Annotated in this window: 25 protein-coding genes; 8 read left to right on the top strand and 17 right to left on the bottom strand. The window is 65.6% G+C overall.

All coding sequences use genetic code 11. The features are described from left to right. Nucleotides 1-60: 60 nt before the first annotated feature. Complete coding sequence (locus QP996_RS08435; RefSeq protein ID WP_284872217.1) at nucleotides 61-744, bottom strand: type 1 glutamine amidotransferase domain-containing protein; 684 nt, start codon at nucleotides 742-744, stop codon at nucleotides 61-63. Between the two features lie 41 nt (nucleotides 745-785). Between QP996_RS08435 and QP996_RS08430 the strand changes: the two genes are divergently transcribed. After that, nucleotides 786-2,237, top strand: a complete 1,452-nt coding sequence (locus tag QP996_RS08430) for a purine-cytosine permease family protein (RefSeq protein WP_284872216.1) — start codon at nucleotides 786-788, stop codon at nucleotides 2,235-2,237. A 24-nt stretch (nucleotides 2,238-2,261) separates the two neighbouring features. Here QP996_RS08430 and QP996_RS08425 read toward each other — a convergent pair whose 3' ends face one another. The 7 genes from QP996_RS08425 to thiO all read right to left on the bottom strand — a co-directional run bounded on the left by QP996_RS08425 (nucleotide 2,262) and on the right by thiO (nucleotide 6,982). Further along, on the bottom strand, nucleotides 2,262-2,732 hold the full coding sequence (locus QP996_RS08425; RefSeq protein WP_284872215.1) for a hypothetical protein: 471 nt from the start codon (nucleotides 2,730-2,732) through the stop codon (nucleotides 2,262-2,264). Between the two features lie 98 nt (nucleotides 2,733-2,830). Beyond that, nucleotides 2,831-3,385 (bottom strand): hypothetical protein, encoded by a 555-nt coding sequence (locus QP996_RS08420; RefSeq protein ID WP_284872214.1) that lies wholly within the window; start codon nucleotides 3,383-3,385, stop codon nucleotides 2,831-2,833. A gap of 9 nt (nucleotides 3,386-3,394) precedes the next feature. Then, nucleotides 3,395-3,829, bottom strand: coding sequence for a hypothetical protein (locus tag QP996_RS08415; protein ID WP_284872213.1), 435 nt, complete (start codon nucleotides 3,827-3,829; stop codon nucleotides 3,395-3,397). Between the two features lie 17 nt (nucleotides 3,830-3,846). Further along, the gene (locus QP996_RS08410) at nucleotides 3,847-4,908 is read right to left on the bottom strand and encodes a ThiF family adenylyltransferase (RefSeq protein ID WP_502870217.1); all 1,062 of its coding nucleotides are present in this window, start codon (nucleotides 4,906-4,908) and stop codon (nucleotides 3,847-3,849) included. A 39-nt stretch (nucleotides 4,909-4,947) separates the two neighbouring features. After that, complete coding sequence (locus tag QP996_RS08405; RefSeq protein ID WP_269951474.1) at nucleotides 4,948-5,730, bottom strand: thiazole synthase; 783 nt, start codon at nucleotides 5,728-5,730, stop codon at nucleotides 4,948-4,950. A 2-nt stretch (nucleotides 5,731-5,732) separates the two neighbouring features. Further along, nucleotides 5,733-5,927, bottom strand: a complete 195-nt coding sequence (gene thiS, locus QP996_RS08400) for a sulfur carrier protein ThiS (RefSeq protein ID WP_284872211.1) — start codon at nucleotides 5,925-5,927, stop codon at nucleotides 5,733-5,735. Then, a complete protein-coding gene (gene thiO / locus QP996_RS08395; protein ID WP_284872210.1) occupies nucleotides 5,924-6,982 on the bottom strand; it encodes a glycine oxidase ThiO in 1,059 nt (352 codons plus the stop codon). The genes thiS and thiO overlap by 4 nt, the downstream gene beginning before the upstream one ends. 94 nt (nucleotides 6,983-7,076) lie before the next feature. Between thiO and QP996_RS08390 the strand changes: the two genes are divergently transcribed. Then, nucleotides 7,077-7,451 carry an ectoine synthase gene (locus QP996_RS08390; RefSeq protein WP_284872209.1) on the top strand — a complete coding sequence of 125 codons (375 nt, stop codon included), beginning with the start codon at nucleotides 7,077-7,079 and terminating at the stop codon, nucleotides 7,449-7,451. Here QP996_RS08390 and QP996_RS08385 read toward each other — a convergent pair. The 3 genes from QP996_RS08385 to QP996_RS08375 form a co-directional block, all read right to left on the bottom strand. Continuing rightward, complete coding sequence (locus QP996_RS08385) at nucleotides 7,448-8,095, bottom strand: thiamine phosphate synthase (protein WP_284872208.1); 648 nt, start codon at nucleotides 8,093-8,095, stop codon at nucleotides 7,448-7,450. The two genes, QP996_RS08390 and QP996_RS08385, sit on opposite strands and share 4 nt — an antisense overlap. Next, on the bottom strand, nucleotides 8,088-8,339 hold the full coding sequence (locus QP996_RS08380) for a DUF7218 family protein (protein ID WP_284872207.1): 252 nt from the start codon (nucleotides 8,337-8,339) through the stop codon (nucleotides 8,088-8,090). The genes QP996_RS08385 and QP996_RS08380 overlap by 8 nt, the downstream gene beginning before the upstream one ends. Before the next feature lie 228 nt (nucleotides 8,340-8,567). Then, nucleotides 8,568-9,494, bottom strand: coding sequence for a cation diffusion facilitator family transporter (locus QP996_RS08375; RefSeq protein ID WP_502870212.1), 927 nt, complete (start codon nucleotides 9,492-9,494; stop codon nucleotides 8,568-8,570). A 91-nt stretch (nucleotides 9,495-9,585) separates the two neighbouring features. Between QP996_RS08375 and QP996_RS08370 the strand changes: the two genes are divergently transcribed. Both QP996_RS08370 and QP996_RS08365 read left to right on the top strand, forming a co-directional pair. After that, nucleotides 9,586-9,753 carry a glycerol dehydrogenase gene (locus QP996_RS08370; protein WP_284872206.1) on the top strand — a complete coding sequence of 56 codons (168 nt, stop codon included), beginning with the start codon at nucleotides 9,586-9,588 and terminating at the stop codon, nucleotides 9,751-9,753. A 29-nt stretch (nucleotides 9,754-9,782) separates the two neighbouring features. Continuing rightward, the gene (locus QP996_RS08365) at nucleotides 9,783-11,525 is read left to right on the top strand and encodes a BCCT family transporter (RefSeq protein WP_284872205.1); all 1,743 of its coding nucleotides are present in this window, start codon (nucleotides 9,783-9,785) and stop codon (nucleotides 11,523-11,525) included. A 32-nt stretch (nucleotides 11,526-11,557) separates the two neighbouring features. Here QP996_RS08365 and QP996_RS08360 read toward each other — a convergent pair whose 3' ends face one another. From QP996_RS08360 to QP996_RS08350, 3 genes are read right to left on the bottom strand one after another with little or no spacing between them, the layout of a single operon-like run. Then, a complete protein-coding gene (locus tag QP996_RS08360) occupies nucleotides 11,558-11,989 on the bottom strand; it encodes a GNAT family N-acetyltransferase (RefSeq protein WP_284872204.1) in 432 nt (143 codons plus the stop codon). Beyond that, a complete protein-coding gene (locus tag QP996_RS08355; protein ID WP_284872203.1) occupies nucleotides 11,964-13,217 on the bottom strand; it encodes a DUF418 domain-containing protein in 1,254 nt (417 codons plus the stop codon). The genes QP996_RS08360 and QP996_RS08355 overlap by 26 nt, the downstream gene beginning before the upstream one ends. 17 nt (nucleotides 13,218-13,234) lie before the next feature. Continuing rightward, complete coding sequence (locus QP996_RS08350) at nucleotides 13,235-14,449, bottom strand: amidohydrolase (RefSeq protein WP_284872202.1); 1,215 nt, start codon at nucleotides 14,447-14,449, stop codon at nucleotides 13,235-13,237. A 98-nt stretch (nucleotides 14,450-14,547) separates the two neighbouring features. On the opposite strand from QP996_RS08350, the gene QP996_RS08345 reads away from it, so the two are divergent. Beyond that, nucleotides 14,548-15,405, top strand: a complete 858-nt coding sequence (locus QP996_RS08345; protein ID WP_070844848.1) for a chymotrypsin family serine protease — start codon at nucleotides 14,548-14,550, stop codon at nucleotides 15,403-15,405. A 15-nt stretch (nucleotides 15,406-15,420) separates the two neighbouring features. Here the strand turns inward: QP996_RS08345 and QP996_RS08340 are convergent, their stop codons facing one another. Both QP996_RS08340 and thiC read right to left on the bottom strand, forming a co-directional pair. Further along, nucleotides 15,421-16,221 carry an inositol monophosphatase family protein gene (locus tag QP996_RS08340; RefSeq protein ID WP_284872201.1) on the bottom strand — a complete coding sequence of 267 codons (801 nt, stop codon included), beginning with the start codon at nucleotides 16,219-16,221 and terminating at the stop codon, nucleotides 15,421-15,423. Between the two features lie 7 nt (nucleotides 16,222-16,228). Continuing rightward, nucleotides 16,229-18,061 (bottom strand): phosphomethylpyrimidine synthase ThiC, encoded by a 1,833-nt coding sequence (thiC, locus tag QP996_RS08335; RefSeq protein WP_284872200.1) that lies wholly within the window; start codon nucleotides 18,059-18,061, stop codon nucleotides 16,229-16,231. A 163-nt stretch (nucleotides 18,062-18,224) separates the two neighbouring features. Here thiC and prfB point away from each other — a divergent pair, with 163 nt between their 5' ends. Further along, nucleotides 18,225-19,325: a peptide chain release factor 2 gene (prfB, locus tag QP996_RS08330; protein WP_284872199.1), complete on the top strand. Its 1,101-nt coding sequence runs from the start codon at nucleotides 18,225-18,227 to the stop codon at nucleotides 19,323-19,325. A 5-nt stretch (nucleotides 19,326-19,330) separates the two neighbouring features. Here the strand turns inward: prfB and QP996_RS08325 are convergent, their stop codons facing one another. Further along, complete coding sequence (locus QP996_RS08325) at nucleotides 19,331-20,635, bottom strand: MFS transporter (RefSeq protein WP_284872265.1); 1,305 nt, start codon at nucleotides 20,633-20,635, stop codon at nucleotides 19,331-19,333. Nucleotides 20,636-21,025: 390 nt separating this feature from the next. On the opposite strand from QP996_RS08325, the gene QP996_RS08320 reads away from it, so the two are divergent. Continuing rightward, nucleotides 21,026-22,582, top strand: a complete 1,557-nt coding sequence (locus QP996_RS08320) for a pyruvate carboxylase subunit B (protein ID WP_284872198.1) — start codon at nucleotides 21,026-21,028, stop codon at nucleotides 22,580-22,582. A gap of 3 nt (nucleotides 22,583-22,585) precedes the next feature. After that, nucleotides 22,586-23,131: an acetyl-CoA carboxylase biotin carboxyl carrier protein gene (gene accB, locus QP996_RS08315; RefSeq protein WP_284872197.1), complete on the top strand. Its 546-nt coding sequence runs from the start codon at nucleotides 22,586-22,588 to the stop codon at nucleotides 23,129-23,131. Nucleotides 23,132-23,137 lie beyond the last annotated feature (6 nt).

Genomic DNA, 23,137 nt, shown 5'->3' with positions numbered 1-23,137 from the left:
GGGGAGGGTTCTTCATGCGTCGAACCGGGTCATTGAGTTCAATCAACAAGTGCTGAAGGCCTATTTGCCAAGCGCCTCCAGCACCGCCTCGCCCACACCGGCGGCCGATGTCGGGTTTTGTCCGGTGATGAGTTTGCCGTCCACGACGACGTGCTTGGTCATTGGGATCTTGGCGGTGGTGTATTCGCCGGCTTGGTCGCGGAGTTTCTCTTCCAGGCTGAAGGGGACTTCCTCGGTGCGGCGGGCGAGTTTCTCTTCGGTCCAGGAGTAGCCGGTAACGGTTCGGTCGTCGAGAAGCTTGCTCCCGTTAGCCAGCGTGACGTCGAGCAGGCCGCACGGGCCGTGGCAGACCGCGGCAACGATCTTGTCTGCGTTGGCGAAGTGTGCGACGGCCTGTTTCACCTCGTCAGCCGCGAAGTCGAACATGGTGCCGTGGCCGCCGATGAGGTAGGTGCCGGCGAATTCGTCGAGGTTCACATCCGTGATGGCCGGGGTGTCGTCGAGCTGGTCCATGAACTCTGGGTCCTCGTAACGCTTGTTCGTGCCGCCGAGCTGAATCACCGGGGTTTTCAGGCTCACCGGGTCGATGGGTACGGCGCCGCCGTCGACGCTGGCGAGGGTGACCTCGTGGCCGGCCTCGGTGAGCACGTCGTAGAAGTGCGTGTACTCGCCGAGCCACATGCCGGTGTGGATGCCGGAGTCGGTGTAGCGGTGGACGCTGGTGGAAAGCGCAAGAAATTTCATAAGACCATTATGCGGGCTTGGCTGCGACGTATAGTCCATGTATGTCACACAGCATACCCACAGCGAATAGTGCGCCAGTAGTAGAAACCCTGGGCATCGACATCGTTCCCGAATCCGAGCGCACCGCGAAACCCTCCGATTTGTTCTGGCCCTGGTTCGCTGCGAACATCTCAGTCTTCGGTATCTCCTACGGCTCGTTCGTGCTCTGGTTCGGGCTGTCGTTCTGGCAGGGCGCGCTTGTGACCGCGCTCGGGGTGACCTTCTCGTTCTTCCTCTGCGGGCTCATCGCCGTGGCAGGCAAGCGCGGGTCCGCGCCGACGATGGTGCTTTCGCGCGCGGCGTTCGGCGTGCAAGGGCAGAAGGTGCCTGGCATCGTCTCGTGGCTGACGTCGATTGGTTGGGAGACGTTCCTGTCGATTATGGCGGTGCTGGCCACCACTACAGTGATCCGCGAGCTCGGCGGCAACCCGGGCACCGCCACCAAGGTCATCGCTACCGCGATCGTTGCCGGGCTGATCGTGGCGGCGTCGGTGCTGGGCTATCACACGATTATGAAGCTGCAGTCGGTGCTGACCTGGATCACCGGCGCGGTGACCGTGCTGTACATGGCGCTGACTATCCCGCGCATCGACTGGGCCGCGGTCCAAGCCATCCCCGCCGGCTCCACTGGCAGCGTGGTCGGCGCACTGGTGATGGTGATGACGGGCTTCGGCCTGGGCTGGATCAACATCGCCGCCGACTGGTCGCGCTACCAGCGCCGCGACACCCCGGATTCCGCCATCATCTTCTGGAACACCTTCGGCGGCGCCATCGCTCCTGTGATTCTGGTGGTCTTCGGGCTGTTGCTCGCCGCGTCCGACGAGACGCTGGCGGAGGCGATCGCGGATGACCCGATCGGCGCGCTCGCCGTGGTGCTGCCCACCTGGGTGCTCGTGCCGTTTCTGATCACCGCGGTGCTCGCGCTGGTCTCTGGCGCGGTGCTGGGCATCTACTCCTCGGGCCTGACGCTGCTCACCCTGGGCATCAACATCCCGCGCCCCGCAGCCGCCGCCATCGACGGCGTCATCCTCACCCTCGGCACCATCTGGGTGGTATTCTTCGCCCAAAGCTTCCTCGGGCCGTTCCAATCCTTCCTGATCACCCTCGGGGTACCGTTGGCCAGCTGGGCGGGCATCCTCATCGCGGACATCTACTCCCGCACGCAGGATTATGACGAACCCGCGCTTTATCGCGCCGAAGGCCGCTACGGCGCCGTCGACTGGATCTCTATTGGCATCCTGGTGGGCTCCTCGATAATCGGTTGGGGCCTAGTGGCCAATCTCTTCGCGGAAGAAGCAGCTTGGAACAACTGGCAGGGTTACCTCCTGCCACTGGTCGGCGAACACTGGGCGGACGCGAACCTCGGTGTCCTCGTTGCGCTCGTGCTCTCGTTTGTGGCGGCGTGGTTTGCGCGCCGGGGCCGCATCCGCCGGCAGGAGGGGAGTGCGGCCTAGCGCGCTCGGGCCGGCGCAGCGGGCCTAGGTGGCCGGGTTGTGGACCAGCAGGCGGTCCACCTGGTCCGCCAGGTCCGGGACTTGCCCGTCGAAGTCGCCGGGCAGCTCCCGGTCGGCCTCCGCGATTCCGTCCGCATCTGGCTGGCCGGTGGCCATCGCTGCCTCAGCCGCGTCGAGCAGCCGCTGCAGGCGAGGCACGTTGAGCTGGTACGCGCCGTCGTGCTCCGGGCCTTCCACGGGTTGGATCCAGCCCGTGGCGGTGAAGATGAACATGCGAGTTTCCAGCAGGTTCGCCTTCAGCCCGAGTTTGTCCTTCGGATCTCCCAGGCCTCGCACGTAACCCCTGCGGGCCTCGCGCACGGTGCCGTCGGTGCCCAGGACGGGTCCTGAGTGATCGTCAGCGTTCCGCGCGATATCGGCCAACATATGCAGTTCTCGGGGGAAGAGCGACGGCGCTTTTGCGCAGTACACGGCGGCTCTCAAAATCTCGCCCAAGGGCGCCTCCTTTATGCGGTTGTGGGGGAACAGGCCGACATTATAATTTTCCGCCCGATCCCGGAGGCGACGGAATCGAACGGATGTGTGGGTGAGGGTTATATGGACGACATGGCCGGGATGGACGAGCCGCGCAGCTTCGAGTTGAACGCGATGATGCGGCCGCGGTCGGCGTAAATGTCGTTGATCTCGCCGACGCGGATGATGCGGCTGAGCTCCCGGTCGCCGATGAAAAAGTTGCCCTTGGTGTCACTGGCGACGAACGTGGTGCCGTAGCGGCGCAGCTGCAGATTGCCCATCTTTGGGGCGCCGGCGAAGGCGTTGGTGTCGGCACAGTCCCACGCGTCCCACTTGCCCAGGTTCATGGCGTTGGCCTTGCCCTGGCCGGCGCACATGTGACCCGGCATGGTGTCCACCAGGCTGAGGCAGTGGATGAAGTCCTGGCCGCCGATGGCGTAGACACCGCAGCGCACAGTGTTCTGTTGGTTGGCAAACGTAGCGTACGGCGGTTGCGCGGGCAGTGCGCCGTGGGCGGCGGGCCACTCCACGCCCCGGGGGTTGAAGCCCTCGTTGGCGGAGGCGGACGTTGCGCCGGCGGATAGGGCGGCGGTGGCGGTGAAAGCAGCGACGGCGCCGCGGAGAAGAGTGCGCATGAGATTCTTCTAGAGCTTGAACAGCACCTGGTTGGTGGCACCGGCGCGGATGACCGCGCGGGTGGCAATGTCCGCCACGTACAGGTTGCCGGAGAAATCCGGGGCGATGTACGCGGAGCCGAGCTGCTTGACCTGCAGCGGGTTCAACTTCTGGGGCGGGTTGGTAAAGCCCTGGTTCCAGCAGTGAACATCGGCGGACCCACCACCAACGCTTACGGCCGGGGCGAGCTGCTCCGGCGGGTTGCACTCCGGCTGTGCCTTGCGCGCGGGGTCGGACACACAGATGGTTTTCGTGGTGCCCTGGACCTGGTAGATCTCACAGCGGACGTCGCCTGCGGTGTTGGAGTAGGCGGCGCTGTTGGCGGATGCAGCCGGCGCGAGCGTGGCAGCGGCGACGATGAGAGTGGCGGTGGCAACAATGGGGGCGGGTTTTGTGATCTGCATGACAAGAGTATTGCAATTTATGCCCAGCGTTGCACGCCTCCGGGCAAAGATTTCAAAGAAATCCCCAATGTTTCGGCTAGTTCGGCGTGGTCGTTGACAAACCGATCCGAGCGCACACCACCAGCGCAATACACAACAACCTCGTCGCCGGGTGAGAACTGCTCGAGCGCCCTCGATACCGCCTCCGGGTCTCGCTCCACCTCGCTGAGCGGGAGGTTTATCCCCGGCGCGGGTAGATCCGCGATCGCCTTCTCGTGCGGTTCGCGGACGTCGAGGGAGGGGAGGCGGTGGGCCGTGAGGGCTCTGAAAAGCTCTTGCCCTTCGGTGCTTGCCGAACACGCTTTGGTGTAGGTGCCCAAGTGCGTGGCGAGCTCGCGCGCCGGGTCGCGGGTGACGGTGAAGCGGCGGATGGTGGCGGACAGTGCGTCGTACATGTGCAGACGGCCGATGTGCACCTCGCCGATGCCGGTGAGGAACTTCACCGCCTCGGTGGACATGAGCGAGCCGACCACCGACGTGGTCACGCCGAGCACGCCGGCGGTGGCGCAATCCGGCACGGAATCCGCGTCCGGCTGGGTGGGGTAGAGGTCGCGAAGCCCCACCCCGTCCGCGGGCGCGCCGGGGCCAGACCACCACAAAGCAATGTCGCCGCGGTAGCGCAGCACCGAACCCCACAGCAGCGGCGTGCCGGTGACCTCGGCGGCGTCGGCGGCGAGGAATTTGGTGGCAAACGTGTCGGAGCCGTCGATGAGCAGGTCGATGCCCTCGAGCGCCCCAATGAAGTTGTCGGGGGTGAGACGGTCGAACACGGTGTTCACTTCAATGTCCGGCTGGAGGGCGCGTAACCGCTCGGCGACCACGTCGATCTTCCTGCGGCCCACATCGTCCGCGCCGAAGAGGATCTGGCGGTGGATGTTGGTGATGTCCACCGTGTCGTCGTCCCACACCGTGATGTGGCCGACGCCGGTGGCCGCCAGCGTCTGCATGATCGGGCAGCCCAGGCCGCCCGCGCCGATGACCAGCACGTGGGCGTCGTAAAGCCGCTGCTGCTGCTCCGGGCCGAAGCCGGGCAGGTTCATCTGGCGCGCGGTGCGCTTAAGTTCTCGCTCGGGCAGCACTTACAAAACCTCGTCCGCCCAGCTGGCCAGGCCGTCGAAGGTGGAGGATGCCACGGCGTGCTCACGCTTCGGAATCCGCCCGGCGGCGCGGGCCAGTCTGCCGGCCTCCACCGCGTGCCGCATGGCCTGCGCCATCGCCACCGGGTCCTGGCAGCGGTTCACCGCACTCGCCAGCAGCACTCCGGAGCAGCCCAGCTCCATGGCGAGCGAGGCGTCGGAGGCGGTGCCCACGCCGGCGTCGATAAGCACTGGCACCTCCGCGCGCGAGCAGATCAGCTCGATGTTGTGCGGGTTGAGGATCCCAAGCCCGGTGCCGATCGGCGAGCCCAGCGGCATCACCGCAGCCGCGCCCAGGTCCTCGAGGCGCTTGGCGGCCACCGGGTCGTCGGAGGTGTAGGCCAGCACGGTAAAGCCCTCGTCGACGAGCATCTCGCAGGCGTCCACCGTCTCCACCACATCGGGAAGCAGGGTGCGGTCATCCGCGATGACCTCCAGTTTCACCCAATCGGTGCCCAGCGCCTCGCGCGCCAGCTTCGCGGTGATCACCGCGTCGCGCGCGGTGCGGCAGCCGGCGGTGTTCGGCAACGGCGCGATGTCCAGGCGCTTCAGCAGGTCGAACACGCTCTCGCCGCCGCCGGTTGTGGCGGAGTGGCGGCGCATCGCCACCGTGGTCAGCTCCGTGCCAGAGGCTTCAAGCGCCTGCTCCAGCATGTCAAAGGAGCTCGCCCCGCCCGTGCCCATGATCAGGTGCGAGCCGAACTGCTTTCCGGCAATCTCCAGCACGTTTAGCCTCCTTGCACTGCGGTGAGGATGTCGGCGGAGCAGCCGTCGATAAGCTTTTGTGTCCACTGTGATCGCGGCACGACCTCGCCGTCGATGGCCACCGCGGTGCCGTCCGCGGGCGCGCCGACCTCCGCCACCAGTTCCTCTACCGTCGTGGCGGCGGTGGTGGTCGCTTCTCCGTTGAGCGTGATGTTCATGAATGCCTCCTCGGGTCGCACGCAGTCAAGTCTATTGAGGGCTCATGCCTATCGACGAGCTCCGCCCCAACCCGCGCCCCCAACCCCGCAAGCAGAATCCCGTGCCGGAAGTAGCCGGTGGACACGACCGTGCGCTCGTCGATGCGGCCGAGGTAGGGCAAGTCGTCCGGCGTGCCCGGGCGCGCGCCCGCGGTGGCCTCGACGAAGTCGCACTCCTCCAGCGCCGGCACGAGCTCGATCGCGTCGCGCAGCAGCTGGTGGATGCCCTGGACCTGGGGCGTATCGCGGCCGTCCTCGCGGGTGGTCGCGCCGATGGTCAGCGTGCCGTCCTCTCTAGGGATGAGGTAGACGGGGCGGTCCTCCACGAACCCGCGGACCACGCGCGTGAGCAGCGGGTACTGGTGCTTCGGTACGCGGACGTGCAGCACGTCGCCGTAGACCGGGCGCAGGTCTAGGCCTGGGACGAGCTCTTGGGCGCCGAGCCCGTTGGCGACGACTACCTGGTCGGCATCGTCGAGCTGGTCAAGACTGTCGATGCGGTCGGTGGTGAAGGTGACGCCCGCGGACCGGCAGGCGTCGAGAAGCGCACGCGTAAACAGGCGGGGCTGCACCTGGTGGTCGCCGTCGATGCTGACCGCGCCGTTGATGGCGGGGGAGAGCGCCGGCTCGAGCTTCCGGGCTTCGCGCGTGGTGAGCTTGTCCACCGCCATGCCGTGGCGGGACTGGTAATCGCGCAGGTCGTCCAGGTGGGTCTTGTCCGCGATGTCGCGCGCGACCACGAGGGTGCCGTCCGTGCGGTAGCCCGTGGGTAAATCCGAGTACTTGGCGGTGAGTTTGATCAGGTCCGGGTACCACTCGGCGGAGGCGCGCATCAGCGGGAAGAGCGGGTCCTGCTTGTACACCACCTCCGCCGTCGGGGCGAGCATGCCGCCCGCGTGATGGGAGGCCCCGGAAGCGGGATCTGGGTCGTGGATGGTGACCGTGTGGCCGCGATCCGCGAGGGTAAGCGCGGTGGTCAAACCAATAATTCCTGCGCCGACGACCGAGATAATCACACCAAAGAGGGTAGCGCTTTCTCGGCGGTGATTCCGGGAATTTCGATACCGTGGCAGGTGAACATGTGAGAGACGAGATTCAAGGAGAGTGCAAATGTTCATCCGATCCCGCGAAGACGTAGAAACCGTCGAATGGGGCGGCGGCACCAGCGAACGCCTGCTCACCGCTCGCGACGACATGGGGTTCGCCGTCGCCCACACCGTGGTCCGTGCTGGCACCGAATCCAAGCTGGAATACCGCAACCACCTGGAAGCCTGCTACTGCATCGCCGGCTCCGGCGAGGTGGAAGACACCAACGGCAACGTCTACCCCATCACCCCGGGCACCATCTACGTGCTGGACAAGCATGACCCGCACTACCTGCGCGGCGGCAAGAACGAAGACCTCGTGCTCGTGTCCGTGTTCAACCCGGCCATTACCGGCGACGAGGTGCACGAACTGACCGGCGACGGGTTCAGCTCGTACTAGGTGGCGCGGTCGAATTCCGCGACGACGCGCTCGCAGTAGGTCTTCGGATCGTCGGCGTGCATGATGCCGCGGACGATCGCCAGGCCGTCCACGCCCGTCCGGGCCAGGTCGTAAGCGTCGTCGGAGGTGACGTCGCCGATGGCCACCAGCGGCAGCTCCGAGGCGGCGACCAGCTCCGGGTAGCCGTCCAGCCCGATGGGGGCGCGGCCGGAATCCTTCGTGGGCGTGGCGCGAAACGGCCCGCAGCCGATGTAATCGATAACGCCCTTGTGCTCGTTGGCGGCTTGGACCAGCTCCAGGGTGCCGGTGGTCAGGCCGATGATCGCGTCCGGGCCAAGCAGCTCGCGCACCACACGCACATCCAGGTCGTCCTGTCCGACGTGGACGCCGGAGATGCCCTGGTTGCGGAGGGCGGCGGCGACGTCGGCGCGGTCGTCGATAAGCACATGTGTTTGTGGGTTGACGGAGTGGACAGCCTCGGCGACGGCGCAGGAGAGCGCGTAGAGCTCGCGCGCCGTGATCGGTTTCGAGCGGACTTGGATCACGCCCGCGCCGCCGGCCGCAGCCTGGCGGGCGCGCTCCACGACGTCCGGGCCCTGGCCAGTGACAAAATAACAGCGCAGGTCGAGGGGCGGCTTAGTCACGAAGGGCCTCGATCAACTCATCTTTGGTCATCTCGGAGCGGCCCTCGATGTCGAGCTCCTTGGCGCGTTCGTACAGCTCGTCTTTGGTCCAGTCCTCGTAGGAGCCGGACTCGCCGCCGCGCTCGCCGACTGTGGAGCGGCCGTCGCGCGCCGCCGCATTCGCGATGGCGGCGGCCTTGGACTTGGAGTTGCCCTCGCGCAGCAGGGCCTCGTAGAGCTCGGGATCCTTAATCGAATCAGCCATGGCCGCCAGCCTATGCGTTTTCGAGGTCCAGGTGGGGCGGGTTGCGGGCGGTGATGTGAGGATCTGCTAGTTGCTCGAAAACGGAACTAGCAGATGATGCTGTTGCTGAAACCGGGTTCCAATATCACCTGGGGAAACGAAAAGTTGGACACTTGATCTGCTAGTTGCCCAAAAACGGAACTAGCAGATCCGCGCGGGGGCTGGAGGGGCACCCGGCAGAAGGGATCCCTAGACCGTCATCGGGCCGGTGCGGGTGGGATGCCCCAGCGGCTCCACGTGGACGATCGTCTCCGCGCCGCCGAGGGCTTCGGCCACGCCGACCTCCACCTCGTCGGCGTGGTCGTGGGCGCGGGCAACGGACCAGCCGCCGGGGACCTGCATGACCAGGTTGACCATGCGCTCGCGGCCGGCCGCGGTGGTGCGCACCGAGGTGAACTTCACGCCGTTGGCGGCGGCGTACTCGTCCAGGTAGGCGTGCACGATCTGGTTTTCTTCCTTCGGCAGCGACTCCGCCAGCAGGCCCAGGATTGCGCCCTTGAGCAGCTTGTAGCCGGTGAACATGATGTTCGCGCCCACCACCAGCGCCACGATCGGGTCCAGGGGCTGCCAGCCCGTCAGCCACACCAGCGCCATGCCGACGATGACTCCGACGGTGGTCCAGACGTCTGTAAGCACATGGTGCCCGTCAGCATCCAGCGTGGTGGAGCGGTACTTCTTGCCCGCGCGGATAAGTAGCACACCCACTGCGCCGTTGAGCACCATCGCGGCCACAGAAAACGCAAGGCCGATGCCGAGCTGCTCTACCGGCACGGGGTTGATCAACCTGCCGATGGCGGTGTAGATGATCGCTACAGACGCCAGCAGAATCAGCGAACCCTCCACCTGCGCCGAGAAATACTCAGCGCGGGCGTGGCCGAAGTGGTGGTTGGCGTCCGCAGGTTTGGCGGACAGTTTCAGTGCCCACAGGCCCACAGCGGCGGCGACGAGGTTGATTCCGGATTCGATGGCGTCTGAAAGGAAGCCCACGGAGCCCGTCACAAGCGCTGCAGTCGCTTTCAGCGCGATGGTCAGTGCTGCTGCGGCGATGGAAAGCCACATGAATCGCTCGAGGAGTTTTTGTTCGTTGTTTTCCACGGTGTTTGCCACGGTTTTCATTCCTTTCAAGCCCGCGTTGCAGAGGCTGAGCCTAGCAAATCGGTACCGTGGTGCGGACAGACCATCAAACGCTAAAGGGAAGGTTTTCACCATGGGCCGTTGGGTCGTCGCAATCGCGGGCGCCGTTATTGGCGCGCTGTTTTTCGGTTGGCTGCTGCAGATGCTGGGGGTGACCGGGATCCTCTACACCATCGGCGTGTTGGTGGGCTCCGCCGTCACGTCGTCCCTCGCCGGCACGCTGATCAAGCCCGGGCGTTAACGCTGCCAAAAATATAGTTAGGACTAAGCATGGCGCGCACACGCCGTTTGCAAACTGATCCCCTGATTTTCTTCTCCGCGCTGGGTTTCATCCTGGTGTTCGTCGCAGCCACCTTGGCGTTCGGCGATCGGGCTCGCCAAACCTACGCGGACATCTCCGGCTGGCTGATGGACCACTTCACGTGGCTTTACGTCGGCGGTGTGTCGGCCACGCTGGTATTCCTCATCGTGGTGTTCGTCTCCCGCTATGGCAACCTGCGCTTGGGCGATGATGACGACGAGCCGGAGTATTCCTACCCCGTCTGGTTCGCCATGCTGTTCGCCGCCGGCATGGGTGCCACGCTGATGTTCTGGGGTGCGGCCGAGCCGCTCAACCACGCCTACAACCCGCCGCGCGGAGGCTACGACTCCATGAGCCGCGAGGCGATTATCCAGGCGTTCCAGTTCACCTACTACCACTTCGGCATCCACATGTGGGTCATCTTCACGTTGCCGGGTCTGGCCGTGGGGTACTTCGTCTATAAGCGAAAGATGCCCGCACGTATGTCCTCGATGTTTTCGCCGCTGCTTGGCGGCAAGGTGTACGACACCCCGGGCAAGCTGCTGGACGCTCTGGGCATCATCGGCACCGTCTTCGGCCTCGCCGTGTCCGTGGGCTTGGGTGTACTGCAGATTTCTGCGGGCATGAACATTCTTTGGGACGTCCCACTGGTCACCCCCGTGCAGATCGCGGTCATCTGCGGCATCACCCTGGTCGCCTCGATCTCCGTGGCCACCGGCCTGGATAGAGGCGTGAAGATCCTGTCCAACCTGAACATCGTCGGCACGATCGCGTTGATGATCTTCGTGCTGCTCACCGGCCCCACGCTGAAGCTGCTTGGCCAGATCACCGAGTCCTTCGGCATCTACGCGCAGTCGCTGCCGGAGCTGATGTTCTGGGTGGACTCCTACAACGACAACCCGGGCTGGCACGCCACCTGGACCGCCTTCTACTGGGCGTGGACGATTTGCTGGTCGCCGTTTGTGGGCATGTTCTTCGCCCGCATCTCCCGCGGCCGCACCGTGCGCGAGTTCATCGGCGGCACGCTGCTTTTGCCCACCACCTTCGACCTGATCTGGTTTTCCATCTTCGGCCGCGCCGCCATCGACATGGAAGAGCAGGACCCGGGCGTATTGACCAAGCCAGTCGTCGAAGACGGCGACACCCCGCAGGCGCTGTTTACCCTGCTGGCGGACTACCCCCTCTACGCCGTCACCGGCACCGTGGCGCTTGTGGTGATCGTGTTCTACTTTGTCACCTCCATGGACTCCGCCGCGGTGGTTATGGATATGTTCGCCTCCGGCGAGGAGAACAAGTCGCCCACCTACTACCGGGTCGGCTGGGTCGTCGCCGTCGGTTTGGTCACAGGCGCCCTGCTGTTCATCAACGACTCCGGCATCGACGCGCTGCAGCAAGTCGTGATCATCATCGCGCTGCCGTTCTTCTTCATGTACTTCGTCATGATGTACTCGCTGACGAAGGCGATGAACGACGACTCCGCCGCGGCGCGCAAGACCCGCTCCCGCACCTGGGAGAAGACCGACACCGCGGAGAAGCTCGAGGAGGGCGAGAACAAGCCCGCGCCGGGCTACGACTCGGAAGGCAAAGAGGTCGAGCGCCCCGAGCTCGAGTACGACGCGGAGGACGATTCCTGGAAGTTCCCGGAGGGCTTCAGGTTGGATCGCAGAGGCGAGAACGACACGCTTGTCGACGACCGCAGGTCCGACACGTAGCAGTTTTACCTGCAACGATGCGGCTGATCCCCCTAGCGGGCCAGCCGCATTTTTCTGTGCGGGACGCCGGTGTCGAGGAACTCGTCGCCCTCTGCAACGAGCCCGAACTGCTCGTAGTAGCCCACCAGGCCGGACTGCGCCTCGACGATGAGGTCGCCGGGGAAGCGCTCGGTGTAGGCGATGCCGGTGCGCACGATCTCCGGGCCGAGGCCGGACCCGCGGTGGTCGGGGTGGACCACAAACCGGCCGAACCGGGAGCCGTCCTCGGTGGGGAAGACGCGGGCGCACCCGGCCAGCGTGTCGCCGTCGAAGGCGAGGATGTGGCGGGTGTCAGGGTTCGCGTCCTGGTCGTCGATCTCGTTGAAGGGGCAGTTTTGCTCCGCCACGAAGACGTCCACACGCAGCTTGTACAGCTGGTGGACTTGCAAAGGCGTCATCTCATGCAGTGATTTGAGGCTGATCATATTTCGGCTCAATCCTTCCCGTCTTGCCGTAGGAGAGGTGGCGGTGCGCCCACTCGAACGGGCCCTGCTTGCCCGCACGGTCCAGTGCAACCGCTAGCAGCAGCGTAATCAACCAGACCACGAAGCCAATGAGCAGCTTGCCGGTGACCGAGGTGTCCAGGCCGATGCCCAGAAACGCCGGGGTGCAGATCGCGATGAAGAGGAACGACTGCGCGAGATACCCCGACATCGAGCGCTTGCCTAGCGCCACGAACGCGCGCGCCCAACCCGGGACCTGGTTGTTTAGCTCGTGCGTGGCCAGCGCGAGCAGCGCCAGGATGCCCGGGCCGGTGAGGTAGCCCAGCGCCTGGTTGAGCACGAACAGTGGCAGCTCCCACTCGTCCGGCAGTACGCCGGCGGCGGCTAAGCCCCAGGGTAGGCCGACGCAGAGGACGATTAGCCCGGCGATGACACTCCAGGTGATGAGGGTGCGGCGGTGCGCGTGGACGTCGGTAAGCACCTGCTCCCGCGCCCACACGTACCCGATGATGGCAAGCGCTAACAGCTGCACCGCAGCGAACGGCTGCGCGACCAGCATCCCAAGCGCCATATCCAGGTTTGAGGCAAAGTACGCGCCGGGAGTGTCGAAGGTGGCGGTGGGGTCGGACTGGTTGAAGCCGCCGGAGGCGTCGAAGAAGAACGACGCGATGCCGCCGGCGACGCCGAAGGCCGTGAACAGGCCGAGGATGGTGTAGGCGATGATGCGCAGCGTTTTTGAACTGAGCGTGAGCATCGCGGCGAGCAGTATGCCCACCAGCCCGTAGTTGAACATGATGTCGCCGTAGAACAGCAGGAACATGTGCGCCACACCGAACAGCGCCAGCGCGCCGTAGCGGCGGTACAGCACGCGCCGGGCCTGCTTGGCGGGGTAGTGCTTGCGGTACAGGCTGGCCGCCACCAGCCCGAAGCCGAAGCCCAGCAGCGTGGAGAACATCGGCAGGCCGCGCACGTGGATGAACATGGCGGCGAAGACGGCGCTTACCTGGTCGATCACGCTGTCCGGGCGCACGCCGCCGACGGACCAGCCGACGCGGGACTGGTCCTCCGACCAGTCGTTGATCACCCAAGCCTGGGCGGCGTTGGCCATCGCGATGCCCAATAGGGCGGTGCCGCGCGCCAGATCCGGGACGATCAGGCGGGGGCGTTGCTGCTGGGGTTCGTGCTGTTCGGCGTTGACGGCTTCGTGCATGCGCTCAAGGTACCGCCTCAGCCGCGCATCAGCCACGGCGAGATGCCGGCGATGATCGCGCGGGTGGACAGGTCCAGCACAGGGTCGAGGTCGGGCGCGAACTTGGGGGAGTGGTTGTAGGGGGCGTCCGGGTCGGCGTTGCTGCCCACGACCCAGTAGAAATACGGCACACCCCACGCGTTGGCGATGGTGGGGAAGTCCTCCGAGCCGGACAGGCGCCCGAAGTCGCGCGCCTGGTCGCCGAACTGCTCCGTAAACGCCGCCATGACCGTTTCGGTGGTGTCCTCGTCGTTCCAGAACTCCGGTGCGGAACCGACGATCTCGAATTCCGGCTCGCGCTCGCAGCCGGCGATCTCGCACTCGCCGCGCACGATGCGCTCGATGTCCGCGTTGATCTTTTGGGACATCGCTTCGGTGTAGGTGCGGGTGGAGACCTTCAGCTCCACCGAATCCGGAATCGTGTTCGGAGAGTCGCCGCCGTGCACCGCACCGACGGTGAGCACCGCCATCTCCTGGGGGTCCACGTCGCGGGAGATGATGGTCTGCAGGCTCAGGATGATCTTGGCCGCAATCACTACCGGATCAATGCCGGTGTGGGGCATGGAACCGTGGGAGCCGGAGCCGTAGATCGTGATTTTCGTCTGCACGCACGTGGCCAGCACCGGGCCAGACAGAGCACCCACGCCGTAGCCGTCCATCATGGTGCCCACGTGCTGGCCCAGCACCACGTCGGGTGTCTGGATCTTGTCGGCCAGGCCGCTGTCCTTCATGTCTCGAGCTCCGGCGCCAGTTTCTTCGCCGGGCTGGAACAGCGCGATGAAGGTCCCGGACCACGCATCGCGGTGCTGCGCCAGCACCTCCGCCGCGCCCAAGAGTGCGGCGGTGTGCATGTCGTGCCCGCAGGCGTGCATGCGGCCTATCGACGGGTCCGCAGAGTAGTCCAGGCCCGTGGCCTCGGCAATCGGCAGCGCGTCGAAGTCCGCGCGGAAGCACAGTGTCGGGCCGTCGCCGTTTTCCAGCACGCCGACCTGGCCGGTTGCACCCACCGGCGTGACGTCGAAGCCGATGGCGGCGAGCTCATCCGCAATCCGCTTGGATGTCTCCACTTCCTGCATCGCCAGCTCCGGGTGCTGGTGAAACCACTTGTAGAGCTCTTCGCGCTTCTCGCGGGTGGCGTCGATGGCGGGTTCAAATTTTGCGAGGTGTCCAGTTAGTTTCGGGGATTGCGTCATGCGTTCACTCTAACTGCGCGCAATGCTTACCGCGGGCGAAAAAGATGTGATTGAATATCTCTGTTGATACTCATGTTGCCAATGTGATTGGGGTTGCTATGCGCCGCTCGTCCGCCGCCCGCCTGCTTACCGCCGCGTTTTTGCTCGTCACCTCGGCGGTTGTGGGCAGCCCTGCGGCGCACGCGCAAAACGCGGAGGCGCCGGTAGGCGACCTGGTCAACTACGTCTGGCGCACCGACCCAGTATCCAAAGCTCTGGCGGGAAAGCCCATGGCGGACAAGGTCCTGCACCGCGTCCCCGGCTCCTTCTTCGATGCCCCGCGCACTCCGGCCGAATCCGACGAAGCGATGCGTCGCGGCCGCGCCCTCTACGGCCCGAGCACCCCGCTCTACGTCGGGTCCGAGCCCGGCAAGGAAGTGATGTGTACCACCACCGCCGCAGGTTTCAACGACCGCGGCGAGAAGATCGCCGTCACCGCCGGCCACTGCGGCAACGTGGGCGACGCGGTGCGCTCCGCGGATTCCTGGCAGCTCGGCCGCACCGGCACGATCACCCACGTCAACCGTGAGCTGGACTACGCGGTGATCACGCTCGCAGACAACACCGAGGTCACCCGCTCCTACAACGGCGTGACCGTCAACCACCTGGGCGGCGCGCCGGTCAAGCCCGGCGGTGTGGTGTGCAAGACCGGCGTGGCCTCCGGCACCACTTGCGGCTACACCTACTCCGACTGGGAGGCGCGCAACACCAACCAGGTCTGCGCCATGCAGGGCGACTCGGGCGCGCCGCTGATGGTGGGCGACCGCGTGATCGGCATGATCAACGGCGGCATCTGGGGCCCGCCGTTCAACGTGGCCTGCCGCACCCCGCTGCAGGGCCCGCTGCACGCGCCGACGGGCGCGCTGCGCATGGACGCCGTGCTCGGCGACATCCCGGGCGGGTTCCGCTTGCCGTAGGGAAGGCTAGCCCCGCTACCCCCGCAGGCGCTCGGCGATCTCGCCCACGATCTGCGGATTTCCGGCGACGCACCAGGTCACCCCACCGGCGTCGACCTTGACGCAGCGCCCGCCGGCGGCCTCGACCAGCGCCTTGCCCGGCAGCCAATCCCAATCCGGCACGGTGTGCTGCAGCCACGCGCCCATCTGCCCGGAGGCGAGATTCGACAGGTCCACAGACCCCGCACCCATCATGCGCATCGTCGCTGCGCCCGACACCACGCGCAGCCACGACTCGCGCACATCGTCGTTAGCCATAAACGTTGGGTGCAGGTAGGTCACCACTGCGCTTTCGCCTAGCGACGACTCCGCCAACCCCCCAAGCTCCACCCCGTCACGCGTGGCCACACCGTCCGCCGCGATCCACGTGGTGTCCGTGGCGGGGCGGTGCACGGCGCCGATGGCGGGGGAGTGGGCGGAGTTGTCGTCTACAAGCGCGAGCGCCGAGCAGAAGTAATCCGAACCCTGCGAGAAGTTGTAGGTGCCGTCGACCGGGTCGATCACCCACGTGCGGCCGGTAGAAGAGGCGCGGGAGGCGCCCTCCTCGCCGATCACGCCGTCGTCGCCGCGCAGCGCCTCGAGCACGTCTGCCACGAACTTCTCGGTCGCGCGGTCCGCCTCCGTGACCACGTCGGAGACGGAGGTTTTCACCTCCGCGTCCAGGCCGCTCGCGCGCATACGCAGCGCCAGCTGGCCGGCGTGGCGCACGAGCGCCGCGGCGAGCTCGGCGTCGGAATCGTTGCGGTGGTCGGAAATAAACGCTTGGGTGTCAGTCACGCGGCCATTATTGCGCAGACGGGGCGTCCGTGCCGGAGCCTGCGGCCGCGGCGCCGGAGACCGTGTCCTCGCTTTCCTGCAGATACACGTTCGAGCCCAAGTCGCGGAATTCGCGCGCCATCTCCTGTTCGCCCTCGCGCGCGTCGGAGGGAGCGGCATCCACGTCGAAGTCGAAGGACGGCATGCCAAGGTCCGCGATCTGGTCGCCGAACTCGTCGCGGATGTCCTGCGAGATGCGCATGGAGCAGAACTTCGGGCCGCACATCGAGCAGAAGTGCGCCGTCTTTGCGGGCTCCGCCGGCAGCGTCTCGTCGTGGTAAGACTGCGCCGTCTCCGGGTCGAGAGAGAGCGCGAACTGGTCGTGCCAGCGGAACTCGAAGCGGGCCTTACTCATCGCGTCGTCCCAGTCGCGCGCGCCCGGGTGGCCCTTGGCCACATCGGCGGCGTGGGCGGCGACCTTGTAGGTGATCACGCCGGTTTTCACGTCGTCGCGGTTGGGAAGCCCCAGGTGCTCTTTCGGGGTGACGTAGCACAGCATCGCCGTGCCGCCGGCCGCGATGTTGGCCGCGCCGATGGCAGACGTGATGTGGTCGTAGCCCGGCGCAATGTCGGTGACCAGGGGGCCGAGCGTGTAAAACGGCGCCCCGCCGCACCACTCCTGCTCTTTGTCGTTGTTCACCTGGATCATGTTCAGCGGCACATGCCCCGGGCCTTCGATCATGACCTGGACGTCGTAGTCCCAGGCGCGCTTGCACAGCTCGCCGATGGTTTTCAGTTCCGCGAACTGCGCGGCGTCGTTGGCGTCGGCCACGGAGCCGGGGCGGAGCCCGTCGCCAAGCGAGAATGCGACGTCGTACTGGGAGAAGATCTCGCACAGCTCGTCGAAGTTCTCGTACAGGAAGGATTCCTTGTGGTGGGCGAGGCACCAGCCGGCCATGATCGAGCCGCCGCGGGAGACGATGCCGGTGACGCGCTTGGAGGTCAGCGGCACGTACGGCAAGCGCACGCCGGCGTGCACGGTCATGTAGTCCACGCCCTGCTCGCACTGCTCGATCACGGTGTCGCGGAAGATCTCCCAGGTCAGGTCCTCTGCGATGCCGCCCACCTTCTCCAGCGCCTGGTAGATCGGCACGGTGCCGATGGGGACGGGGGAGTTGCGCAGGATCCACTCGCGGGTGGCGTGGATGTCGTCGCCGGTGGACAGGTCCATCACGGTGTCCGCGCCCCAGCGGGTGGCCCAGCGCAGCTTGTCCACCTCCTCGCGGATGGAAGATGTCACCGCGGAGTTGCCGATGTTGGCGTTGATCTTGGTCAAAAATGCGTTGCCGATGATCATCGGCTCGCTTTCCGGGTGGTTGACGTTGTTCGGGATGATGGCGCGGCCTGCGGCGACCTCTTCGCGCACCTTCTCCACGTCGCAGTGCTCGCGCAGCGCCACGAACTCCATCTCGCGGGTGATTTCCCCGCGGCGCGCGTAGGCCATCTGGGTCACGCGCTGGCCGTCTTTCGCCCGCAGCGGTGTGCGGGACTCGCCGCGCCACTCCTCGCTGGCGGCGCCGCGTTTGACGGCCGCGCGGCCGTCGTCAAGCAAATTGCGCTCGCGGCCTGTGTACTCCTGAACATCGCCGCGTTCCGCGATCCACTCGCCTCGCAGGCTGGGCAGGCCCACCTCCGGCTCCGCGTGCGGGCCGCGGGTGCGGTAGATCTTGAACGGCTCGTTCGGCCCTGTGGGGGAATCATCCAGCTGGATCGCGGTCTCCGGAACCTCCAGGCCATCCTTCACAATGGGGGCGTAGGAGTGCTTCGGGTGGATTTCATGTGCATAGATGTCGTGAGCCACGACCTTCTCCTTCCTTCGCTGGTGCTAACCAGACAGGTTCGAACGGTGCTCGCGCGGGCATAAGCGCGATCTCAGCCCGGTGCCCCGGGCGCCCGTGTGGGGTCGCAGGCCACTGTATCCCGTCTTGGTGGCCGCGTCAGGCGGTTCGCTAGACTTTGCCCCTATGCAGCCGGAAACTCAGACGCGGATCAAGGACTTAAGCTCCACACTTTCCACCATTGAGAAGGTGATGGACCTGGACGTCCTGCGCGAGCGCGCCCGCGAGCTGGAGGCGCAAGCCGGGGACCCGTCGCTTTGGGACGACCCGGCGCACGCGCAAAAGGTCACCACCGAGCTGTCGAATGTGCAGGGGCGTTTAAAGAAGGTCGCCTCGCTTCGCTCGCGTATCGACGACCTGCCGGTGATGTACGAACTCGCCGAAGAAGAAGGCGATTCCTCCATGGCCGACGAGGAGCTGGAGGACGTGGCCGCGCAGATCGACTCGCTGGAGGTGCAGACCATGCTCTCCGGCGAGTACGACCAGCGCGAGGCCGTGGTGCATATCCGCTCCGGCGCAGGTGGCGTGGACGCCGCGGACTGGGCCGAGATGCTCATGCGCATGTATGTGCGCTGGGCGGAAAAAGCAGGCCACAAGGTGGATATTTACGACATTTCCTACGCAGAAGAGGCCGGCATCAAGTCCGCCACCTTCGTGGTGCACGGCGAGTACCTCTACGGCCAGCTGTCGGTGGAGCAGGGCGCGCACCGCCTGGTGCGTATCTCGCCCTTTGACAACCAGGCGCGGCGCCAGACCTCGTTCGCCGAGGTGGAGGTGCTGCCGGTGGTGGAGCAGACCGACCACATCGACATCCCGGACTCCGACATCCGCGTCGATGTCTACCGCTCCTCCGGCCCCGGCGGGCAATCGGTGAACACCACCGACTCGGCGGTGCGCATCACCCACATTCCCACTGGCATTGTGGTGACCTGCCAAAACGAGAAGTCCCAGATTCAGAACAAGGCCTCGGCGCTCAACGTCTTGCAGTCCAAGCTGCTGGAGAAGAAGCGCCAGGAGGAAAAGGCCGAGATGGATGCCCTCGGCGCCGGCGGCAACGCCAGCTGGGGCAACCAGATGCGCTCGTACGTGCTGCACCCGTACCAGATGGTCAAGGACCTGCGCACCGACTTTGAGGTCGGCGACCCGCAGAAGGTCCTCGACGGCGACATCGACGGTTTTTTGGAGGCCGGCATCCGCTGGCGCATGGCGCAGCAGCAGGAGGCGTAAAGCCCTTAGGCGTCGCGGAGGTCGATGCCCTTGGTCTCCGGGAGGATCTTCATGCTGATCAGGGTGAGCACGCACAGCACCACCACGTAGATGCCGGAGACGTGCGTTAGGCCCTGGGACGTGAACCACTGGAAGATGTACGGCGCGGTGCCGCCGAAGACGGCGACGGACAGCGAGTAGGCGAAGCCGATGCTGCTGGTGCGCTGGGAGGTGGGGAAGACCTCCGCCATCACCGGGGCCAGCAGCGCGCCGCCGGCGGCGACGGCCACCACGGCGATGGTGGCGGCCACCAGCATGGTCCACGGGCGGGAATCGATCATGCCCATCAGCGGGATCTGCAGCAGGCCCACCGCAATGGCGAAGGTGTACATCACGGGTTTACGGCCGATGCGGTCAGACAGCGCACCCCACAGCGGCAGAGCGATCAGGCCACAGGTCTGCGCGAACACGGACACCCAGTACGCGCCCTGGGTGGACATGCCGGCGTGGGTGATCGCGTAGGTGGACACGTAGGAGGTCCAGGTGTAGTGCGCGGCAGTGACACCGGAGACCATGCCGATGACCAGCAGGATGTTCATCCAGTTGGAGCGGACCGGGGTCTGCGGGCGGGTGGCCGAGAGGTCGTCGTAGGACTCGGCGCCGCCTTCCTGGATCTCGTTGAAGTGCTCGGACTCCTGCATGTGGCGGCGCAGGTACAGGGCCACGAACGCGGCAGCGGCGCCCAGCCAGAACGGGATGCGCCAGCCCCACGCGCCGATTTGCTCGTCGGTAAGCGCAAGCGAAATGATCCCGCCGAGGGTGTAGGCGATCACTGAGCCGCCGAAGATGGACATGTAGACCATGGAGCCCCACTTGCCGCGGCGGTCGCGCGGGGCGATCTCCGGGATGTAGCTGTTGGCGGTGGCGGATTCGCCGCCGTGGGCGAAGCCCTGGATCACACGCACCAGCAGGAGGCCAATGGACGCCCAGATGCCGATCTGCTCGTATGTGGGCATCACGCCGATGACCACGGCGGACAGCGCCATGATGATGATCGTGATCATCAGCACGTTCTTGCGGCCCACGCGGTCTGCGATGCGGCCGAAGATGATGCCGCCGAGCGGGCGGACCAAAAAGCCGACGGCGAAGACACCGAAAGTGGCCAGCAGTGCTGAGGTGGGATCGGATTTGTCGAAGAAGGCGGCCGCGATGAACGGCGCGAACACGGCGTAGGAGCTCCACTCGAACCATTCGAGCAGCTGGCCGATGAGGCTGGCGCCGAGCGACTTCCTGTCTGCCGGGCGTTCGGCCTCGATATGGGTCGTGCCCATTGTGAAGCGTTGTTTCGTACTCAAGGGTCCTCCTTCAGAGACGGCTGTTTGACGGAAAATGTATTGCCTAGATCACGTTGTTGGGTGCGGAATGATCCGAAACACGTCGTCTTCGGCGCGCTTTGCGTGAAGTGTCGGAGAGAAACTGCAGCTCGTTGCGGGTTTCCGGGGCGGTCGGCACCAGCGTTGTGTTCGGTATGCGAACGCTCGTGCTTTCTGCGCACCCCAGAACGGGGGGAGTGGTTTGTCACGCATAAGTGCCCTCAAGGTGCGGTTTCACAAGTTTGGGATTAAATGAGTCGCGCGCCACACTTTTCCGGGCGTACATTGAGCGCAACGGTGGCTAGCCACTCGGCAGTTGCCACGGTCTGGCGTTTCTAAGGAGGAACAATGGCACTTAGCCCAGAAGAGCTGAGCACAGAGAGCCTCGCTGAAATCTTCGCCGCGGGTGGTCGACCGGCGGACAGTGAGCGAGAGATCAAGATCATCGACACCACGCTGCGCGACGCGCACCAGTCCATCTGGGCGACCCGCATGCGCACCGAGCACATCATGGATCTGCTCGACGACGTGACCAACGCCGGCTTCGAGCATGTGGACCTGGTCGCCCCGATCCAGTTCGACGTGCCGGTGCGCTACCTCAGGGAGGACCCCTGGGAGCGCGTGCGCAAGGTGCACGAGGCTGCGCCGAACACGAAGTTCCGCTCCATGGTTCGCTCCCGCAACCTCGCGTCTTTCGACTTTTTGCCTGACGACGTCATCCACGCGTGGGTTGAGCGCCTCTACGCCAACGGCTTCCGCGTCATCGGCGCCTTCGACGGCCTCAACGACATTGACAACATCGCCGATACCCTCATCCTGGCAAAGGAGCTCGGTGCCGAGACCTATGGCTGCCTGTCCTACTGCCTGAGCCCGGTGCATACCGACCAGCTCTACATCGACAAGGCTCAGGAGCTGGTGGAGCGCACCGACGTGGACCGCATCATGCTCAAGGATGCCGGCGGCCTGCTCACCCCGGACCGCATGAAGACGCTGGTCCCGGCGATCCGCAGCGCCATCGGCAACGACCTCCCGTTGGAGGTCCACACTCACTCCCTGACCGGCCTGTCCCCGCTGACCTACATCTACGCGGCGGAGCTCGGCGTGGACTCCATCCACACCTCGATCGCCCCGCTGGCCAACGGCCAGGGCCAGCCCGCCACCCAGGCACTCGCCCGCGACCTGCGCGCACTGGGCTACACCGTCAACATCGACGACGAGCGCGTGGACAACGCCAGCCAGAAGCTCCAGGAAATCGCCGACCGCGAGGACAAGCCGGTGGGCAAGCCCCGCGCATTCGACGGCGTGCACTACATGCACCAGCTGCCGGGCGGCATGCTCACCAACTTCGAATCCCAGCTGGCCACCGCGGGCCTGTCGGACCGTTTCGAAGACCTCCTCTACGAAACCGCCCGCGTGCGCGAGGAGCTGGCCTACCCGATCATGATCACCCCGTTCGCACAGTTCGTGGGCACCCAGGCTGTGATGAACGTGATCTCCGGCGAGCGCTACTCCGTGGTGCCGAACGAGATTAAGAAGTACGCGCTCGGCCACTACGGTGAGCCGCTCGCGCCGATCGATCCGGACGCGCTGGAGAAGATCAAGGCTAACGGCTCCTCCGAAATCAAGGAGGGCCGCCCGGAACTCGAGCCGCGCCTGCCGGGCCTGAAAGAGCAGTACCCGGACGACGACATCGACACGCTGCTGCTGCGCGCCAACATCCCGGGCAACAACGTTGACGAGATGCGCCGCTTCGTCGCCGAAGGCCGCGCAGGCCAGGGCGAAGGCGTGCCGGGCGGCGAGCTGACCAAGCTCGTGCAGAAGATCTACGAGACCACCACTTCCGGCGAATTCCACCTCAAGACCGACGACCTCGAAATCAATCTGACCAAAAAAGGAGAGCAGTAAACCATGTCTGACACCACCAACTTCAACGAACTGAAGTCCCTGCTTGAGTGGGTTAACCAGTCCGGCGACATCGAAGAGCTGAGCATCAAGTACGGAGACATTGAGCTCGCCCTGTCCAAGACCCCGGGTGGCTTGAGCCATCTCAAGGCAGCCCCGGCGGCCGCACCGGCCCCGGCACCTGTAGCACCGGAAGCGCCGAAGGCTGAGTCCCCGGCACCGTCACAGGCCGAAGCTCCGACGCCTGCGCCCGCCGAGGCGCCGAAGGAAGAGGCGCCCAAGCCTGAGGCCGCTCCGGCGTCCTCCGGCAACGGCGTGGAGGTCAAGTCCCCGATGGTGGGCACCTTCTACGCCGCCCCGAAGCCGGGCGCGGACCCGTTTGTGAAGGTCGGCGACACCGTCGAGGTCGGCCAGGTGCTCTGCATCGTCGAAGTGATGAAGCTGATGAACAACATCGAAGCGAAGACCGCAGGCACCGTCACCGAGATCCTCGTGGACAACGAGGACGCCGTCGAACACGGCCAGCCGCTGATGGTCATCGAGCCGAAGTAGGTACCC

The organism is Corynebacterium sp. MSK008 (assembly GCF_030232585.1).
GTDB lineage: Bacteria > Actinomycetota > Actinomycetes > Mycobacteriales > Mycobacteriaceae > Corynebacterium.
Note: the sequence above shows the minus strand (reverse complement) of the source record. Positions and strands in the feature narration are given on the sequence as shown.

Excerpts from the sequence above, each read along its gene's own strand:
- QP996_RS08370 (WP_284872206.1), top strand. The coding sequence starts at position 9,586 with ATGGGCCGTTGGGTCGTCGCAATCGCGGGCGCCGTTATTGGCGCGCTG.
- QP996_RS08420 (WP_284872214.1), bottom strand. The coding sequence starts at position 3,385 with ATGCGCACTCTTCTCCGCGGCGCCGTCGCTGCTTTCACCGCCACCGCC.
- QP996_RS08360 (WP_284872204.1), bottom strand. The coding sequence starts at position 11,989 with ATGATCAGCCTCAAATCACTGCATGAGATGACGCCTTTGCAAGTCCAC.
- QP996_RS08380 (WP_284872207.1), bottom strand. The coding sequence starts at position 8,339 with ATGGCTGATTCGATTAAGGATCCCGAGCTCTACGAGGCCCTGCTGCGC.
- accB (WP_284872197.1), top strand. The coding sequence starts at position 22,586 with ATGTCTGACACCACCAACTTCAACGAACTGAAGTCCCTGCTTGAGTGG.
- QP996_RS08415 (WP_284872213.1), bottom strand. The coding sequence starts at position 3,829 with ATGCAGATCACAAAACCCGCCCCCATTGTTGCCACCGCCACTCTCATC.
- QP996_RS08390 (WP_284872209.1), top strand. The coding sequence starts at position 7,077 with ATGTTCATCCGATCCCGCGAAGACGTAGAAACCGTCGAATGGGGCGGC.
- QP996_RS08435 (WP_284872217.1), bottom strand. The coding sequence starts at position 744 with ATGAAATTTCTTGCGCTTTCCACCAGCGTCCACCGCTACACCGACTCC.
- QP996_RS08320 (WP_284872198.1), top strand. The coding sequence starts at position 21,026 with ATGGCACTTAGCCCAGAAGAGCTGAGCACAGAGAGCCTCGCTGAAATC.
- QP996_RS08375 (WP_502870212.1), bottom strand. The coding sequence starts at position 9,494 with ATGAAAACCGTGGCAAACACCGTGGAAAACAACGAACAAAAACTCCTC.
- QP996_RS08345 (WP_070844848.1), top strand. The coding sequence starts at position 14,548 with ATGCGCCGCTCGTCCGCCGCCCGCCTGCTTACCGCCGCGTTTTTGCTC.
- QP996_RS08410 (WP_502870217.1), bottom strand. The coding sequence starts at position 4,908 with ATGAACCTGCCCGGCTTCGGCCCGGAGCAGCAGCAGCGGCTTTACGAC.
- QP996_RS08325 (WP_284872265.1), bottom strand. The coding sequence starts at position 20,635 with ATGGGCACGACCCATATCGAGGCCGAACGCCCGGCAGACAGGAAGTCG.
- thiS (WP_284872211.1), bottom strand. The coding sequence starts at position 5,927 with ATGAACATCACGCTCAACGGAGAAGCGACCACCACCGCCGCCACGACG.
- QP996_RS08365 (WP_284872205.1), top strand. The coding sequence starts at position 9,783 with ATGGCGCGCACACGCCGTTTGCAAACTGATCCCCTGATTTTCTTCTCC.
- QP996_RS08430 (WP_284872216.1), top strand. The coding sequence starts at position 786 with ATGTCACACAGCATACCCACAGCGAATAGTGCGCCAGTAGTAGAAACC.
- QP996_RS08355 (WP_284872203.1), bottom strand. The coding sequence starts at position 13,217 with ATGCACGAAGCCGTCAACGCCGAACAGCACGAACCCCAGCAGCAACGC.
- QP996_RS08350 (WP_284872202.1), bottom strand. The coding sequence starts at position 14,449 with ATGACGCAATCCCCGAAACTAACTGGACACCTCGCAAAATTTGAACCC.
- prfB (WP_284872199.1), top strand. The coding sequence starts at position 18,225 with ATGCAGCCGGAAACTCAGACGCGGATCAAGGACTTAAGCTCCACACTT.